At 71.5% G+C, this 16,248-nt stretch carries 17 protein-coding genes; 10 read left to right on the top strand and 7 right to left on the bottom strand.

All coding sequences use genetic code 11. From position 1 onward, the window contains the following. Positions 1-41: 41 nt before the first annotated feature. The 9 genes from LN251_RS11020 (at position 42) to LN251_RS10980 (ending at position 9,048) form a co-directional block, all read left to right on the top strand. Positions 42-887, top strand: coding sequence for a helix-turn-helix domain-containing protein (locus LN251_RS11020; RefSeq protein WP_458244272.1), 846 nt, complete (start codon positions 42-44; stop codon positions 885-887). Beyond that, positions 884-1,069 (top strand): DUF397 domain-containing protein, encoded by a 186-nt coding sequence (locus tag LN251_RS11015; protein WP_458244271.1) that lies wholly within the window; start codon positions 884-886, stop codon positions 1,067-1,069. Before LN251_RS11020 ends, LN251_RS11015 begins: the two co-directional genes overlap by 4 nt. Positions 1,070-1,112: 43 nt before the next feature. Then, entirely contained in the window at positions 1,113-1,622 is a 510-nt protein-coding gene (locus tag LN251_RS11010) for a YbaK/EbsC family protein (RefSeq protein WP_383673823.1), read from the top strand. Continuing rightward, the gene (locus LN251_RS11005) at positions 1,619-2,464 is read left to right on the top strand and encodes an EamA family transporter (protein ID WP_458244270.1); all 846 of its coding nucleotides are present in this window, start codon (positions 1,619-1,621) and stop codon (positions 2,462-2,464) included. The genes LN251_RS11010 and LN251_RS11005 overlap by 4 nt, the downstream gene beginning before the upstream one ends. A gap of 116 nt (positions 2,465-2,580) precedes the next feature. Beyond that, positions 2,581-3,432 carry an SCO6745 family protein gene (locus tag LN251_RS11000; protein WP_458244269.1) on the top strand — a complete coding sequence of 284 codons (852 nt, stop codon included), beginning with the start codon at positions 2,581-2,583 and terminating at the stop codon, positions 3,430-3,432. Between the two features lie 208 nt (positions 3,433-3,640). Next, positions 3,641-4,585 (top strand): ABC transporter ATP-binding protein, encoded by a 945-nt coding sequence (locus LN251_RS10995; protein ID WP_458244268.1) that lies wholly within the window; start codon positions 3,641-3,643, stop codon positions 4,583-4,585. Further along, positions 4,582-5,943: an ABC transporter permease gene (locus LN251_RS10990; RefSeq protein WP_458244267.1), complete on the top strand. Its 1,362-nt coding sequence runs from the start codon at positions 4,582-4,584 to the stop codon at positions 5,941-5,943. The genes LN251_RS10995 and LN251_RS10990 overlap by 4 nt, the downstream gene beginning before the upstream one ends. A gap of 4 nt (positions 5,944-5,947) precedes the next feature. After that, positions 5,948-8,704, top strand: a complete 2,757-nt coding sequence (locus LN251_RS10985) for a phosphoesterase (RefSeq protein WP_458244266.1) — start codon at positions 5,948-5,950, stop codon at positions 8,702-8,704. Between the two features lie 68 nt (positions 8,705-8,772). Then, positions 8,773-9,048, top strand: a complete 276-nt coding sequence (locus LN251_RS10980; RefSeq protein ID WP_458244265.1) for a DUF1876 domain-containing protein — start codon at positions 8,773-8,775, stop codon at positions 9,046-9,048. A gap of 3 nt (positions 9,049-9,051) precedes the next feature. Here LN251_RS10980 and LN251_RS10975 read toward each other — a convergent pair whose 3' ends face one another. The 6 genes from LN251_RS10975 to LN251_RS10950 all read right to left on the bottom strand — a co-directional run bounded on the left by LN251_RS10975 (position 9,052) and on the right by LN251_RS10950 (position 13,995). After that, positions 9,052-10,218, bottom strand: a complete 1,167-nt coding sequence (locus LN251_RS10975) for a serine hydrolase domain-containing protein (RefSeq protein WP_458244264.1) — start codon at positions 10,216-10,218, stop codon at positions 9,052-9,054. 36 nt (positions 10,219-10,254) lie between these two features. After that, complete coding sequence (locus LN251_RS10970) at positions 10,255-10,731, bottom strand: organic hydroperoxide resistance protein (RefSeq protein ID WP_458246698.1); 477 nt, start codon at positions 10,729-10,731, stop codon at positions 10,255-10,257. A 161-nt stretch (positions 10,732-10,892) separates the two neighbouring features. Further along, a complete protein-coding gene (locus tag LN251_RS10965) occupies positions 10,893-11,363 on the bottom strand; it encodes a MarR family winged helix-turn-helix transcriptional regulator (protein WP_458244263.1) in 471 nt (156 codons plus the stop codon). A gap of 10 nt (positions 11,364-11,373) precedes the next feature. Next, positions 11,374-12,150, bottom strand: a complete 777-nt coding sequence (locus LN251_RS10960; protein WP_458244262.1) for an energy-coupling factor ABC transporter ATP-binding protein — start codon at positions 12,148-12,150, stop codon at positions 11,374-11,376. Beyond that, complete coding sequence (gene cbiQ / locus LN251_RS10955; RefSeq protein ID WP_458244261.1) at positions 12,138-12,908, bottom strand: cobalt ECF transporter T component CbiQ; 771 nt, start codon at positions 12,906-12,908, stop codon at positions 12,138-12,140. Before cbiQ ends, LN251_RS10960 begins: the two co-directional genes overlap by 13 nt. A gap of 28 nt (positions 12,909-12,936) precedes the next feature. Then, positions 12,937-13,995 (bottom strand): energy-coupling factor ABC transporter permease, encoded by a 1,059-nt coding sequence (locus tag LN251_RS10950; protein ID WP_458244260.1) that lies wholly within the window; start codon positions 13,993-13,995, stop codon positions 12,937-12,939. Between the two features lie 164 nt (positions 13,996-14,159). On the opposite strand from LN251_RS10950, the gene LN251_RS10945 reads away from it, so the two are divergent. Continuing rightward, positions 14,160-14,507, top strand: coding sequence for an SsgA family sporulation/cell division regulator (locus LN251_RS10945; protein ID WP_458244259.1), 348 nt, complete (start codon positions 14,160-14,162; stop codon positions 14,505-14,507). Positions 14,508-14,547: 40 nt separating this feature from the next. Here the strand turns inward: LN251_RS10945 and LN251_RS10940 are convergent, their stop codons facing one another. Continuing rightward, entirely contained in the window at positions 14,548-16,218 is a 1,671-nt protein-coding gene (locus LN251_RS10940; protein WP_458244258.1) for a penicillin-binding transpeptidase domain-containing protein, read from the bottom strand. Positions 16,219-16,248 lie beyond the last annotated feature (30 nt).

Below are 16,248 nucleotides of genomic sequence, written 5' to 3'. Positions count from 1 at the left end.
TCCGCGATGCCGTTCGTGTACGGGGCGCGTTGGAGGTGGTCATGAACGAGGGCGTGGACGAGGCCGGTTGGGATGTGGAACCGGGGGACGAGATCGAGCCGGTCGTGCAGGCCGTGGGGCACCTGCTGAAGGTGTGCCGCGAAGGCGCGGGCATGCGGCCTGCCGAGTTCGGCGAACTCATGGGATACGGCGAGGACATGGTCCGCAAGATGGAGCGGGGCCAGCGGATTCCGCGGCCGGAGTTCCTGGACAGGGCGGACACGGTCCTCAAGGCGCAGGGTCATCTGCGGGCGTTCATGGAGGACATGCGCAGGGCGCGGTATCCGAAGAAGGTGCGGGAGCTGGCCGGCCTGGAGGCTCGGGCGGTGGAGTTGCTGATGTACGGCAACCACAACATCCACGGGTTGTTGCAGACACCGGAGTACGCGACCGCGCTCTTCGAGATGACGCAGCCCCCACTGTCCGCGCACGTGATCGAACGTGAGGTCGCCGCACGCATGGCCCGCAAATCGATCTTCGGGCGGGAGCCCGCCCCGACGCTCAGCTTCGTCATGGAGCAGGTCACGCTGGAGCGTCCCTACGGCGGCGAGGACGTGCTGCGTCGGCAGCTCCAACATCTCCTGGAGGTCTGCCGGTTGCGGAACGTGACGATCCAGGTGATGCCGACCCACCGCAGGGAGCACGCCGGAACCCAGGGCCTGATCCAGATGCTGAAGTTCGCCGACGGCTCGGCCATCGGACGTTCCGACGGCGCATTCAACGGCCGCCCGGTCTCAAGTCCCCGAGACCTTCGTATCCTTGAGCTGCGTTACGGGATGATCCGGGCCCAGGCCCTCCCGCCGGGGGAGTCGTCGGCCTTCATCGAAGAAGTGCTGGGGAGACTATGAGCGCCATCGACCTCCACTGGTTCAAGAGCAGCTACAGCGACAGTGGCGAACCCGGCGACTGCGTCGAAGTCGCCGTCACTCCCGCCACGATCCACATCCGCGACTCCAAGGCCCCGCGGGCCGCGCGGCTCGCCGTCGCCCCCACCACCTGGACCGTCTTCCTCACCCACGTGTCGCGCTGAACTCGGTCGCGTGGCCGGTACACGCGCCGCTAGCGTGCCTTGCATGACGAGCGCTGATGCCACCGACGGTTCCGCAGTCCACCCACGGTTCGCCGACGCCCTGCGCGAGCTGGGCCTCGACGGCCTGCACGGCCGTGTCCGCCGGTTCCCGGACGCGACCCGCACCGCGGCCGAGGCCGCGGCGGCGATCGGCTGCGAGCTGAGCCAGATCTGCAAGTCGCTGATCTTCGCGGCCGACGGGGTGCCGGTGCTGGTGCTGATGGACGGGGCGTCCCGGGTGGACGTCGAGCGGGTGCGGCACGAGCTCGGCGCGGAGAAGGTGACGCGGGCGAAGGCCGACGTCGTCAGGGAGACGACCGGGTACGCCATCGGCGGCGTACCGCCCTTCGGGCACCGCACGAGGACCCGGGTGCTCGCCGACCGGTCGCTGCTCGCGCACGAGGTGGTGTGGGCGGCCGCCGGGACGCCGTACACGGTCTTCCCCATGGAGCCCAAGGAACTGATCGCCCACGCGGGCGCCACGCTGGTGGACGTGCGCGAGCCGGCCTCGTGACCCCGCTGGTCGCCACGGCGGTCCTGTTCGCCGCGGTCACGCACGCCAGCTGGAACGCGATCGCCCACCGGATCACCGACAAGCTGGTCGGGTTCACGTTGATCGCGGGCGGCGGGATGCTGATCGGGCTGGCCATGGTGCCGTTCGTGCCGGTCCCGGCGGCGGCCGCGTGGCCGTACCTGATCTTCTCGGCCGTCATCCACGCCGTGTACTACGTGCTGCTGATGAAGTCCTTCCGGCTCGGTGACTTCGGGCAGGCGTACCCGATCGCACGCGGGACCGCGCCGCTGGTGGTCACCGTCCTCGCCGCGGTCTTCGCGCACGAGGTGCCCGACGGATGGGCGGCGGCCGGGATCGCCCTGTCCTGCGCGGGGCTGACCGGGGTCGCCCTGTGGGGGCTGCGCGGGCGCCGGCCGAACTGGGCGGCGATCGGCGCGGCTCTCGCGACCGGGCTGACCATCGCGGGGTACACGGTCGTGGACGGGCTGGGCGTGCGGGCCTCGGGGTCCTCCCTCGGGTACATCGCCTGGCTGATGGCGGTGGAGGGCGTGGCGATCCCGGCGTACGCGCTGACCCGCCTGCGCGGGGACTTCCTCACCGTCCTGCGGCCGTTCGCCGCCGTGGGCCTGCTGGGCGCCGCCCTGTCCGTCCTGGCCTACGGGCTCGTCCTGTGGGCCCAGACCAAGGCGGAGCTCGCACCGATCGCGGCCCTGCGCGAGTCGTCGATCATCGTCGGCGCGGCGATCGGCGCGGTGTTCTTCAAGGAACGCTTCGGAGCCCCCCGCATCATGGCCGCCGGCCTCCTGGTGGCGGGCATCGGGCTGATGCTGCACGCGAGTTAGGTGACGGCGCAGCTCATACCCGCCCGACACCCATCCGCACCGCTTCCCTTCGGGTGCCGATGAGTTTCGGTCTGCTGGGCGGTCCAAGTCGGCACACCTGACAGAGGGAGAACCCGATGGCCACGTCGCGCCCGGAGCCGAGGACTCACGTCGCCCGCCGCATGTTCGAGCTCCTGGAGCCGATCTGCCTGGTCACCTACTTGGCCGACGAGTGCAACGAGGAAATGGCCGCACTCGGCCACCGCACCTACTGGGACGGCTACTTCGCCGGCCGCGCCGCCCCCCTGGGACGGGTGCCGGCCCAAGTCGTGCACGCGGCCTTCTACAACTTCGCCGACGGGGAAGCCGCACGGCACATCCCCAGCGCCTGGGAGACGATTCCGCCCGCCGCCTCCGTCGCCGCGCGGGAGCGGGGCAGCGCGGCCTCCCTGCGGCGCATCCTCGGCGACGGGCTGGCCGGCTCCTCGGGCCTGGTGCGCGCCGCGGACCTCACCACCAAGGCCGCGACGAGCGCCCCCACCGAAGGCCGGGTGATGTACGCCGGGATGCGCACCCTCGAGGTACCCGGCGACCCCGTCGCCCGGCTGTGGCATTCCGCGACCATGCTGCGCGAGCACCGCGGCGACGGCCACATCGCCGCTCTCGTCGGTGCGCGCATCGGCGGCACGGAGGCCCACGTGCTCTCCGCCCTGGAACAGGGCATCCACCCCCCGGAGTCGTTCGGACGCATCCACCACCTGCCGAAAGAGCGCCTGACCGCGGTCATGGACGGCCTGCGCGAACGCGGACTCGTCGACACCGACGGCCACTTCACCGACGCCGGCCGTGCGACCAAACAACGCATCGAAACGCTCACCGACGAACTCGCCGCCCCGCCCTACGACGCCCTGTCCCCCGCCGAACTCGACGAACTGATCACCGAACTCGAACCCATCACCGCGACCTTGGTGGCCGCAGGCTCGCAGTGACGCCGCCCGCTCCCGCCCTTCTCCGGGACCCGGCAACGTTGTCCGGAACGTATCGCCAAGCGTTGGCCAAGCGCGCCTCCGCATCTGGTTGTCGTGCACACGATTTGTCGATGCCTTGACGATCCGTTCCACCAACGTTCAGCCGGCCGTCTGTGCCTGGGTTGTGTGCCGTCCCTAGGGTCCCGACGGATTCCGGAAGAGGGGACTCATGGACACACTCCACGCGGTCCGGGCCCGCGCGGTCACCAAGTGCTTCGGCGAGGTCGTCGCACTCGACGCCGTCGACCTGGATGTGACGCAGGGCCGAATCCACGGCCTGGTCGGTCCGAACGGCGCCGGCAAGACGACGCTGCTCGGCCTGCTGCTGGGCCTGACCGTCGCCGACGCGGGCGGCCTCGAGATCCTCGGCATGCCGGTCGGACGGGCGTTCGGCGTGCCCGACGGCGTCGCCGGGTTCGTGGACGGGCCCGGCCTCTACCCCTCCCTGACCGCCCGGCAGAACCTCGCCGCTTTGGCCCGGCTGCGCGGCGAGGACACGCCAACGGCCCGCGTCGAGGAAGCTCTCGACCAGGTCGGACTCACCGACGTCGCCGACGACAAGGCCCGCGGCTTCTCCCTCGGCATGCGCCAGCGGCTCGGCCTCGCCGCCGCCCTGCTCACCAGGCCCCGCCTGCTGGTCCTCGACGAGCCCGCCAACGGCCTCGATCCGGCCGGCAAGCGGCATGTGCACGGCGTCCTCACCCGGCTCGCCGCGGACGGCACCGCCGTCGTGCTCTCCAGCCACCGTATGGACGACCTGGAGGCCCTGTGCTCCGAGGTCACCCTCCTCGCCACCGGCCGGGTCGTCTTCTCCGGCCCGCCGGCCAAGCTCGCGGCCGAGGACCGCGAACTCGACTACCGGCTGCGCACCTCCGACCCGCAGGCCGCGCGCCGGCTGGCCGCGGAGACGGCCGGCATCCGGATCGTCGACGAGCCGGGGACGCGGCAGGACACGGACGTGCTCGTCCTGCGCGCGCTCGTACCCGCCCTAGACGAACTCGTGGCCGCGGTCGTCCGCTCGGGCATCGCGGTCCGTGAACTGGCCCCCGTGGTCTCGCCGTTGGAGGCCGCGTTCCTCGCCCTCACCGACCAGCGCGAGGAGGCCGGCCGATGAGCACCGCCACCGTCGCCGACGACAAGGCCGTCGGCGCCGGGCCCGTCGCCGTCGCGCGCGGCTACCGCTTCGAACTGGTCAAACTGGTCTCGCAGTGGCGCATCCGCCTGCTGGTGCTGGCCTGCTGGATCGCGCCGGGCCTCTTCGTGGCCGGAGTCGCCCAGCAGAGCACCCTGCCCTCCGACACCCTCTTCGGCCGCTGGATGCACGCCACCGGCTGGGCCGGGCCGCTGGTGATGCTCGGCTTCGCCGGCACCTGGGCGCTCCCGCTGCTGACCTCCCTGGTCGCGGGCGACGTCTTCGCCTCCGAGGACCGGCTCGGCACCTGGCGGCACCTGCTGGTCGCCGTCCGCTCACCCCGCCGGATCTTCGTCGCGAAGACCCTGGCCAGCCTCACCGTCATCCTGCTCCTGGTGGCCGGGCTGGCCCTCTCCAGCACGGCCGGCGGGCTCGCCGCGGTCGGCGGCCGGCCCCTGGTCGGCCTCGACGGCCACCGGCTGGCGTCCGCCGACGCCGCCGTACGCGTCCTGCTCGCCTGGGCCGCCGCCCTGGCCCCCACCCTGGCCCTCGCCGCCATCGGCCTGCTCGGCTCGGTCGCGCTGGGCAGGTCACCGACCGGCCTGCTGCTGCCTCCGCTCGTCGCCCTCGGCATGCAGGTCGCCCAGATGCTGCCGCTGCCGGTCGCCGTACGCCTCGCCCTGCCCGGCTACGCCTTCCTCTCCTGGAACGGCCTGTTCACCGCCCCGGCCCAGCTCGCCCCGCTCCTGATCGGCGTCACCGTGAGCCTCGTGTGGGCGGTGCTCGCGACCGCGCTGGCGTATCTGCTGTTCCTGCGCCGGGACTTCACCAATGTCGCCTACGACGGCGCCGGGCGCCGCGCGATCACCCTCGGGCTGCTGCCCCTGGCCGGCCTGACCGCCCTCACCGTCGCCGTGGTCGCCGTGTCGACGCCGTCCACCGGCTCGGGCATCACGCAGGACAAGGTGCAGCGGTCGACGGCCACCGCGTTCGCGCACCTTTACCGCCTGCAGACCGAACAGCTCCACCGCCCCGCCGTCACCGAGGCCCGGCTGCGGACCACCGCGGCCTGCACCAAGAGCGACGGCCAGGGCGCGCAGCGCGGCGCGGGCAACGACTGGCGCTGCGTCGTCACCTGGCGTCTGCCCGGCGTGCCGGTGCCGGGCCAGGCCGTCTACCAGCTCGACGTCACCTCGGACGGGCGGTTCGTCGCCGACGGCGACGGGCCGAAGGAGGTCAACGGCTACTTCCTGCTGCGCACCCCGGCAGGCGACACGCCGAACCCGCTGTGGCAGTTCGACGGCAACGTCGAGCTGCTCGACACCACCTCGAAGGGATAGGCCCATGCAGGTAACACGGCAGCGCCGGGTCAACGAGAAGGAGCAGGTCAACCTCTTCGGCAGACGCGTCGGCCGCCGCGCCGCGCTGGTCACGGCGGGCATCGCCGTCGCCCTCGGCGTCACGGGCACGGCGGTCGCCTCGACGTGGCAGTTCGGCAGCCGGCAGGTCGCCGAGGACACCCCGGAGGGACAGGTCGTCTCCAGCGACCAGTTCCTCAAGCCGTACGGCAGCCGCACGGTCGTCGACGACGGCAAGATCATGTCGTCGACGGTCAGCCCCGACGGCGGCCACCTCGCCGCCTCCGTCGCCGACGGCGACGCCTCCCTGGTCATCATGGATCTCAGCACCGGCCAGGTGATCCAGAAGGTCGGCACCAACAAGGCGGACGACCTGCGCATCAAGAGCGCCTCGGTCGGCCAGGAGGGCCCCGTCTACTCGCCCGACGGCACCCAGCTGTGGCTCGGCCAGACCGACGGCTACACCCGGTTCACCGTCGGCTCCGACGGCACCCTGTCCCAGCCCGTGGCCGTCCCGATCCCGGCCGACGGCGCCAAGCACGCCCTCGTGGCCGCCGCCGTGTTCTCCGCCGACGGCTCCACCGTGTACGCGGCCGTCAACGGCCAGAACCGCGTCGTCGCCCTCGACGCGGCCACCGGAACCGTCCAGCACAGCTGGGCCGTCGGCAACGCCCCGCGCGGCCTCGCCCTGGCCGACGGCAAGCTCTACGTCAGCAACGAGGGCGGCCGGCCCGCCAAGGACGGCGACACCACCATCAACTCGTACGGCACCGACGTACCGGCGAACCCCGACACCGGCGCCACCACCACCGGCACCGTCAGCGTCATCGACACCACCGACCCGTCCGCCGCCGTCGGCTCCATCGACGTCGGACTGCACCCCACCGCCGTCCACGCCGCGAAGGGCGCGGTGTTCGTCACCAACACGGCCGACAACAACGTCTCGGTCATCGACACCCGCAAGGACAAGGTCGTCCAGACCATCGCGACCCAGCCCTGGCCGGAGGCGAAGGTCGGCTACGAGCCGAACGCGGTCACCCTCACCGACGACGGCCGCCTGCTGGTCACCCTCGGCCGCGCGAACGCCGTCGCCGTCTACCACTACAAGTCCCCGCAGGAACCCGCCAGTTACGTCGGCCTGCTGCCCACCGACTACTTCCCCTCGCAGATCACCACCGTCGGCGACGACATCGTCGTCTCCAACACCCGCGGCATCGACGCCCGCCGCCCCACCGCCGCCGCCGGCCACGGCACCCACGACACCACGTCCAGCATCACGCGGTTCACGCTGCCCGACGACCACATCGTCCGGGCCCAGACCGCCAAGGTCTTCCGGCAGAACGGCTGGACGCCCGGCTCGGTCGTCACCTCGAACGGCAAGAGCCACGTTCCCGCGCTCCCCGTCCCGCTGCGCCTGGGCGACCCCTCGACGATCAAGCACGTCTTCCTGCTGGTGAAGGAGAACCGCACCTACGACCAGGTCTACGGCGACCTGCCCCAGGGCGACGGCGACTCCTCGCTGACGACGTTCGGCGAGAACGTCACCCCCAACCAGCACGCCATGGCCGACCAGTTCGGGCTCTACGACAACTTCTACGACGTCGGCACGAACTCCGCCGAGGGCCACAACTGGCTGATGCAGTCGGACAACCCGGAGTACACCGAGTCCTCCGCCGGCGAGTACCAGCGCAGCTACGACACTGAGAACGACGCCCTCGGCCACCAGAAGTCCGGCTTCATCTGGAGCGGCGCGCAGGCGGCCGGCAGGTCCGTCAAGGACTTCGGCGAGTTCCAGTCCCTGGAGAGCAAGCCGGCCGGCGCGACCTGGCAGAACCTGTACTGCGACAGCAAGAACATGGAGGCCACCGGCGCGCAGACCCAGTACCCCATCCAGACCGGCTCGGCGATCCCCTCGCTGAACAAGGTGTCCGTGCAGGGCTTCCCGATGTTCGACCTCGACGTCCCGGACATCTACAAGGAACAGATCTGGAAGCAGGACTTCGAGAAGAACGGCCCGGCGAACCTCAACATGTTCTGGTTCTCCAACGACCACACCGGCGGCCCGGCCAACGCCGCCGCCGAGGTCGCCGACAACGACCTCGCCGTCGGCCGCATGGTCGACGAGATCTCCCACAGCAGGTACTGGAAGGACTCGGCGATCTTCATCGTCGAGGACGACTCCCAGAACGGCCTCGACCACGTCGACGGCCACCGCGCCCCGGTCCAGATCATCAGCCCCTGGGCGCAGCGCGACACGGTCGACAGCCACTACTACTCGCAGATCACGATGATGCGCACCATCGAGCAGATCCTCGGGATCCACCCGATGAACCAGAAGGACAGCGCCGCCACCCCGATGTACGGCGCCTTCACCCTGAAGCCCGACGGCACGCCGTTCACGGCCGTCCCCAACCGCACCTCCCTGACCCTCGGCGTCAGCCCCCAGCCGCCCTGCGGCTCCGACACCCCGGCGCCGCAGGACCCCTCGGCCGCCGCCGCCCCGACGTCCGCCGCGGTCCCGGAGGCCAAGCAGGCGCTCGCGGACGCCTGGAAGACCTGGGCCTCCCACCAGCGCCTGACCGGCCCGCACGCCGTGCCCGACTACGCCAACAACGAGCAGATGAACCGCTACACCTGGTACCAGACCCACAACTGGACCAAGCCCTACCCCGGCGACAAGAAGGTCTACACACCGAACGACGTGCCCGGCGCCTACCTCCCGTCGGCGGAGTCCGACGGCTGACCCGGCACCCCTCGCGCGAAACAGCCCCCGGGAGCACTCTGGAAGCAGGTGTTCCGGAGGTGATCGTCATGATGCACACCGCTGTGGGATGGCACGTGGAGATGGAGTTCAGCGAGGACGAGACGCACACACGCGCCGTCGCGATGGTTCGCCTGCCCGACGGGTCCGAGGTACGGGCCCACGGGCACGCGAGCCGCCACCACACCGACTCCAATCAGCCGAGGGTCGGCGAGGAGATCGCCGGCGCGCGGGCGCTGAACGAACTCGCCATGCAACTGCTCACCAAGGCGCACGGCGAGATCGACTCGGCCTCCGGCCGGACCTCCCACCCGATCCACGTCTGAGCGTCAGGCGGATCCTAGGGACACGCGCAGCGCCCGGACGAGGGCCTGCGCCCTCGGGTCCGCCGTCACGCTCTTCCTGAAACCGTTGGTCACATACCCGAAGGCGACGCCCGACTCGGGGTCGGCGAAGCCGAGGGCGCCGCCGCGCCCAGGGTGGCCGAAGGAGGTGGGGGACAGCAGCGGGGAAGCCGCTCCGTGCAGCATGTAGCCCAGGCCGTACCGGGTCGCCACGACCAGCACGCGGTCCGGCCCGGCGCTGCGCTCCGCGCGGGCCAGCTCGACCGTCTCCGGCGTGAACAGGCGGCCGCCGCCGTCCACTTCGCCGATCAGCGAGGCGTAGAAGCGGGCCAGTCCGTCCGCCGTCGCGACGCCGTTGGAGGCGGGCAGGGCCGCGGCCCGGTAGGCGGGGTCGTTCTCGTCGGGCAGCGGCGTGATCGCGGCGAAGGCACGGCGGGTGAGCGAACCGGGGTCGGCGTAGGCGTCGGAGACCTCCCGCTTGGGGCGGAGCCTGAGACCGCGCGGCTCGGCCGGGGGATCGATCTGCGCCACCCGGCCCGCGCGCGCCCGCTCACCCTCGGGCAGCCCGAGCCACAGGTCCGCGCCGACCGGGCCCGCGATCTCCTCGGCGATCCACGCGCCGATCTCCCGCCCGGTCACCCGCCGCACCAGCTCGCCGGTCAGCCAGCTGTACGTCTGCGCGTGGTAGCCGTGGTCCGTCCCCGGCTCCCACACCGGCGCCTGGGCCGCGACCGCCTCGGCGCCGAGGAACGGGTCGGCGGCCTGCTCGGGCGTGAGCGGGGTGTCCAGCACGGGCACGCCGGCCCGGTGCGCGAGCAGGTGCCACACCCGCGTCCGCTCCTTGCCGGCCGCCTTGAACTCCGGCCAGTACGTGCCGACCGGCGCGTCCAGATCCAGCTCTCCGCGCTGGTGCAGCAGCAGGAGTACGGCGGCGGCGACGCCCTTGGTCGCCGAGCGCACGATCTGCGCGGTGCCGCGCCGCCAGGGCTCGGTGCCGTCGACGTCCCTGGTCCCGCCCCACAGGTCCACGACCTTGCGCCCGTCGCGGTAGACGGACACGGCCGCGCCCCGGTCCCCGAGCACCTCGAAGTTCTTCACGAACGCTTCCCTGACCGGCTCGAAGCCCTCGGCCACCGCACCGTTCACGTCCACGTCCGTACTCCTCCTCGCGCCGTTCCGCTCTCCTACTCAACCAAGCAGAATCGTCACGTCGATGTTCCCGCGGGTCGCGTTCGAGTACGGGCACACCTCGTGCGCCGCGTCCACCAGCTTCGCCGCGACGTCGGGGTCCAGGACCGGCAGGGAGACGCTGAGGGCGACCGCCAGGCCGTAGCCGCGGGTCCTGTTCGGGCCGATGCCGACCTTGGCGGCGACGGTCGAGCCGGTCAGGTCGTAGCCCTCGCGGTTGCCGACGAGGATCAGGGCGTTGTGGAAGCAGGAGCTGTAGCCGGCCGCGAAGAGCTGCTCGGGGTTGGTGCCGTCGCCGTCGCCGCCGAGCTGCGGCGGCATCGCCACCTTGAGCTGGATGTGGCCGTCCTGGCTGGTGACGAAGCCGTTCCGGCCGCCGTGCGCGGTCGCCTCGGCGACATACATGATCTTCGTCGGACGGGTGTCCGTGCCGGTGCCCGTGCCGGTCTCGGTGTCGACGGTGAGGTCGTCGCTCATGGCGCTCATGGATGGCCCCCCAGAACGAGTGCGCGCGAGTACATCGTGCACAAGGTACTGGCCGGTAGGTCGGTGTGAGGGGCCGGGGGCCTGCAACCGGGGGTAACGGGAGGTGGGGCGCGTTGTGGAGGTGCGTTGTGGAGGTGTGCGGCGCGCGCCCGTCAGGAGGGGCGCTCGGCCGCACCGTGCGCCCTTTCCGTGAGCCGCCACAACTCGTCGCGCAACCGCGCGACCTCTTCGGCGCCGAGCCCCGTCGCCGTGAGCAGGGCGCCCGGCACGCACGCCGCACGCTCCCGCAGTTCCTCTCCGCGCCCCGTGCACGCGACGAGCACCGAGCGCTCGTCGTGGGCCGCGCGCTCCCGGCGCACCACCCCGGCGCTCTCCAGCCGCTTGAGCAACGGCGACACCGTGCCGTAGTCGAGCCGCAGGGCGGCGGCGAGCTCCTTCACCGTCGTCTCGCCGCGCTCCCACAGGACGAGCAGCACCAGGTACTGGGGGTAGGTGAGGCCGAGTTCCTCCAGCACCGGGCGGTAGGCGGCGGTCACCGCGCGCTGCGCCGCGTACAGCGCGAAGCAGAGCTGGTCGTCGAGCAGGGGCGAGGGCGCGGCCGGCGTGGGGTGCTCGTTCGTCACGCGCCCATTGTCACGGACGGGCCGTGCCCGCCGTCACCGAACGGGGATCGAAGCCGTAGGGAAGCTCCAGCCGGTGGGCGCGCATGAGGGCGTCGTCGGAGAGGAGGTCGCCCGTCGCGCCGTCCGCGGCGATCACCCCGTCGCTGAGGATCAGGGAGCGTGGGCACAGCTCCAGGGCGTACGGCAGGTCATGGGTGACCATCAGGACCGTCACGTCCAGGGAGCGCAGGATGTCGGCCAGTTCGCGGCGCGAGGCCGGGTCGAGGTTGGAGGAGGGCTCGTCCAGGACGAGGATCTCCGGCTCCATGGCGAGGACGGTGGCGACGGCGACGCGGCGCCGCTGCCCGAAGGAGAGGTGGTGCGGGGGACGCTCCTTGAACTCCGCCATGCCGACCTGCGCGAGCGCCCGGTCGACCCGCTCCTCCAGTTCCGCGCCCCTGAGCCCGGCCGCCGCCGGCCCGAACGCCACGTCCTCGCGCACCGTCGGCATGAACAGCTGGTCGTCCGGGTCCTGGAAGACGATCCCGACCCGGCGCCGGATCTCCGCCATGTGCCGCTTGCCTACGGGCAGCCCGGCGACGGTCACCGTCCCCGCGCCGCCGGTCAGGATGCCGTTGAGGTGGAGCACGAGGGTCGTCTTGCCCGCACCGTTCGGGCCGAGCAGCGCGACCCGTTCGCCGCGCTCGATGCGGAAGTCCACGCCGAACAGCGCCTGGTGGCCGTCCGGGTAGGCGAAGGCCAGTCCGGCCACGTCCAGAGAAGGCGTCTCGACAGTCACAGGGTCCATCCCAGCAGGCAGACGACAAAGGCGGTGAGAGGGAGGGCGAGGGCGTACGACCACTGGGCCCGGGACGCGGTCACCTCGTCGATGACCGGCATCGAACCGGCGTACCCGCGGCTGACCATGGCCAGGTGCACGCGCTCCCCGCGCTCGTAGGAGCGGATGAACAGGGCGCCCGCGCTCTTCGCGAGCACCCCCCAGTGCCGCACGCCCCGCGCCTCGAACCCGCGCGACTCCCGCGCGATCCGCATGCGCCGCATCTCGTCGGTGATGACGTCGCCGTAGCGGATCATGAAGGAGGCGATCTGGACGAGCAGCGGCGGGAGCTTCAACCGCTGCAGGCCCAGCAGCAGTTCGCGCAGTTCGGTGGTGGAGGCCAGCAGGACCGAGGTGGCGACGCCGAGCGTGCCCTTGGCGAGCACGTTCCACGCCCCCCACAGGCCGTTGACGCTCAGGGACACCCCCAGGACGTCGACCCGCTCGCCCTCCGCGACGAACGGCATCAGCACCGCGAACGCCACGAACGGCACCTCGATCAGCAGCCGCTTGAGGACGAAGCCCGCGGGCACGCGCGCGCGGTGCGCGACGGCGCCCAGGAGGACGGCGTACAGACCGAACGCCCACATCGCCTCCCGCGGGGTCGAGACGACGACCACCACGAAGGCGAAGGCTGCGGCGAGCTTGGTGTGGGGAGGCAGGGCGTGCACGGGGGAGTGCCCGTGCCGGTAGAGCTTGTGCGCTCCCCCACGCTCGAATTCGCTCACGCGGGAGGTACCCCCATCCGCGCCCATGTCAGGCGGCGCTCGTGCTCGTCGGCGAGACGTCTGGCGTACGCCTGCGGCGCACGACCCAGAACACCGCGCTCCCCGCGACCACCGTCACACCGACGCCGATCACGCCCGCCAGCCCCCCGGACAGGCGGGCGTCCTCGACGTCCTTGACGCCGTAGTCGGCCAGCGGCGAGTCGGCCGAGTGGTGCCGCTGGGCCTTCTTGTCGATGCCCTTGTCGTGCGCGACCTTCTCCAGTCCGTCGGGGCTGGAGGAGGCGTAGAAGCTGACGAAGCCGGCCAGGACCAGGGAGGTCGCGAGACCGGTGATCCACAGCGCGCGGCGGGAGGTGCGCGCCGCGACGGGCGCCGTGCGCGCCTCGTCGGGCGCCGGTACGTCCACGAGCGCGCCGTTCACGCGCAGTTTCAGGCGCTGGCGCAGGCCGCGCGCGCCGTGCACGAGATCCGGGCGCACGGCGATCACCGCGCCCACCGTCAGCGCAGTGATCACCGCCTCCCCGAGCCCGATGAGCACGTGCACGCCGATCATCGCGGTGGCGACCTTGCCGAGGGAGACGTCGGTCGTCCCGCCGACGGCGTAGATGAACGTGAACGCCACCGCGGCGGCCGGCACCGACAGCAGCGCGGCGGCGAAGGAGGCGACGGTGACCGAGCGCCGCCCGCGCGGCAGCGCCTTCACCAGGAGGCGGAAGACGGCGTAGGAGACGACCGTCGTGACGATCGCCATGTCCGTGATGTTCACGCCGAGCGCGGTCAGTCCGCCGTCCGCGAAGAGGATCCCCTGCATGAGCAGGACCACGGAGACGCAGAGCACCCCGGTGTACGGGCCGACGAGGATCGCCGCCAGCGCCCCGCCGAGCAGGTGCCCGCTGGTACCGGCCGCGACGGGGAAGTTGAGCATCTGCACCGCGAAGATGAACGCCGCGACCAGACCGGCCAACGGGGCGGTGCGTTCGTCCAGTTCGCGTCGCGCGCCGCGCAGGCTCACGGCGACGGCGGCGGCGGCGACCACGCCGGTCGCGGCCGAGGTGGGCGCGTTGATGAATCCGTCAGGCACATGCACCGTTCGATGATAGTGCCTTGTTGCGAACCTCTTGCAAGAGCGAGTCAGTCGTATCTCAGCCCGATGCCCATCCGTCAAGAGGCGTGAATCAGAAAATATGGGACATTGGAAAGGGGTGGACGCACAGATTCCACACAGGTCACGCAGCGTGAGAGGGCATCACGATGTCTGTAGTCGAACAGTACGCGCGAGCCCATATCGTCTCCGACGACGCGATACCGATCGACGAGGCGGTCCCCGTCGTCCTGCGCTACGACCCCGAGACCGACCCGCGCACGGTGCGGTTCGACCTGCCGGGCACCCGTGAATGGACCTGCTCCCGCTCACTCCTCGAACAAGGCCTGCGCGCCCCCGTCGGCACCGGACCGGTCCGCGTGTGGCCGTGCGGCCGCGTGCAGGCGGTCGTCGAGTTCCACTCGGCGCAGGGCGTCTCGGTCGTGCAGTTCGAGACGAAGGCACTGCTCAGGTTCCTGCGCCGCACGTACCTGGCGGGGGCGCCCGTCAGCCGCTGACCGGCACCGCCCGCGCCCCCGGCGCCCGGAACGCCGTCGCTCAGCCCATCTTCAGCAGCGCCGCCACGATCGGGCCGGCCGTGTCGCCTCCGTGACCGCCCGCCTGGACCACACCGGCCGCCGCGAGGTCGCCCCGGTAGGCGGTGAACCAGCCGTTCGGCTTCTTCTGGCCGTCGACCTCCGCCGAGCCCGTCTTCGCGCCGACGTCACCGCTCACCCCGGACATCGCCTTGGCCGCCGTACCGTAGCCCGCCGTGTACCGCATGACCTCCTTCAGCCAGCCCTGCGTCTGCGACGACATCGTCCGGGAGGCCTTCGCCAGCGTGCGGTGGTCCACGTCGGGCGAGACCAGGTACGGCTGGCGGAAGACGCCGGACTCCACGGTCGCCGACACCGACGCCATGTTCAGCGGGTTCATGCGCACCCCGCCCTGGCCGATCAGCGAGGCACCCATCTGCGCGCCGCTCTGCACCGGGACCGAGCCGTCGAAGGTCGGGACGCCGATGGCCCAGTTGTTCATGCCGAGGCCGTAGACCTGCTGGGCCTCCGTCGTCAGGTCGCTGTTCGACAGCTTCGGGGCGAAGTTGATGAAGGCGTTGTTGCAGGAGGCGCCGAAGGCCAGCTTGAAGCTGCCGTGCTTGATCTCGGAGTTGTCGTCGTTGTGGAAGGTCCAGCCCGCGAGCTTGTACTTCTTGGGGCAGGGGTGCGACTGGTCCGGTTTGACGAGCCCCTTCTCGAACAGCATCGTCGACGTCACGACCTTCATCGTGGAGCCGGGGGCCAGGGAGCCCTGGAAGGCCACGTTGAAGCCGGGGTTGTGATTCGCCACGGCCAGGATCTCGCCCGTCGACGGACGCACGACCACGACCGAGGACCGGTCCTTCGCGGCGACCTGCCGTTCGGCCGCCGCCTGGAAGGCGGGGTTCAGCGTCGTCGTCACCTTGCCGGGGGTGCCCTTGGTCAGCGTCAGCAGGGTCTTGTCGGACAGCTTGGCCTTCTGCGAGGCCTTGCCGCGCACGACGTCCAGCTCGATCCCCGCCTTGCCGCCGGCGATCTTGCCGTACTTCTCGCGCAGGCCGTCCAGGACCGGGCCGAGCGACGGGTACTTGGCGGTCGTCAGCTCGCCGCCGTCACGGTCGTAGGCCTTGACCGGTGGCGTGCCCGCCTCGCCGGTGACCAGCTTGTCGCCGTCCTTCAGATCCGGGTGGACGACGGAGGAGTGCCAGTCGACCAGCGGCTTGCCGGTCTCCTTGTCGCGTACGACGGTCAGCGAACTGGCGTACGTCAGCGACGTGCTGATGCCCTTGTACGCGACGGTGCCCTTGACCGAGAAGGGGACCTTGTCGCCGGTCCGGGTGCCCGGGGTGAGGGTGACGCCCATGATGTGGGCGTCCTTGGTGTAGCCGGTGAGCAGGGAGCCGGCCGCCGTCGGGTCGTTCGTGACGGCGGCGGCCTGAGCAGCCTTGCCCGCCTTCCACGACGTCAGGAACTTCGTCGCGGCGGTCTGCACCTCGGTGGCCGACAGCGGGCCGGTCTTGACGTGCTTGTGGTCGCCCGCGGACGCCGAGGTGCTCCCGTCGTCGGCCGAGGCCCCGTGGCCGTAGAGCGCGTAGGCGCCGAGGCCGGCGCCGCCGACGACCACGGCGATCATCCCGCCGATGACGGCGGGCCCGCTCTTCCGTCGCTCGGCGACGCGCCTTCTGTTGCCCACAGTTCCCGTTCCTCCGCTGTATCCCCAGGG

The organism is Streptomyces sp. MAI_2237 (assembly GCF_054189285.1).
The sequence above is the reverse complement of the archived record's forward strand: the minus strand, read 5'-3'. Positions and strand labels throughout refer to the sequence as shown.

Coding starts and splice junctions, on each gene's coding strand:
- LN251_RS11015 (WP_458244271.1), top strand. CDS start 884: ATGAGCGCCATCGACCTCCACTGGTTCAAGAGCAGCTACAGCGACAGT.
- LN251_RS10990 (WP_458244267.1), top strand. CDS start 4,582: ATGAGCACCGCCACCGTCGCCGACGACAAGGCCGTCGGCGCCGGGCCC.
- LN251_RS10995 (WP_458244268.1), top strand. CDS start 3,641: ATGGACACACTCCACGCGGTCCGGGCCCGCGCGGTCACCAAGTGCTTC.
- LN251_RS10970 (WP_458246698.1), bottom strand. CDS start 10,731: ATGAGCGACGACCTCACCGTCGACACCGAGACCGGCACGGGCACCGGC.
- LN251_RS10980 (WP_458244265.1), top strand. CDS start 8,773: ATGATGCACACCGCTGTGGGATGGCACGTGGAGATGGAGTTCAGCGAG.
- LN251_RS11020 (WP_458244272.1), top strand. CDS start 42: ATGAACGAGGGCGTGGACGAGGCCGGTTGGGATGTGGAACCGGGGGAC.
- LN251_RS11010 (WP_383673823.1), top strand. CDS start 1,113: ATGACGAGCGCTGATGCCACCGACGGTTCCGCAGTCCACCCACGGTTC.
- LN251_RS10960 (WP_458244262.1), bottom strand. CDS start 12,150: ATGGACCCTGTGACTGTCGAGACGCCTTCTCTGGACGTGGCCGGACTG.
- LN251_RS11000 (WP_458244269.1), top strand. CDS start 2,581: ATGGCCACGTCGCGCCCGGAGCCGAGGACTCACGTCGCCCGCCGCATG.
- LN251_RS10985 (WP_458244266.1), top strand. CDS start 5,948: ATGCAGGTAACACGGCAGCGCCGGGTCAACGAGAAGGAGCAGGTCAAC.
- LN251_RS10945 (WP_458244259.1), top strand. CDS start 14,160: ATGTCTGTAGTCGAACAGTACGCGCGAGCCCATATCGTCTCCGACGAC.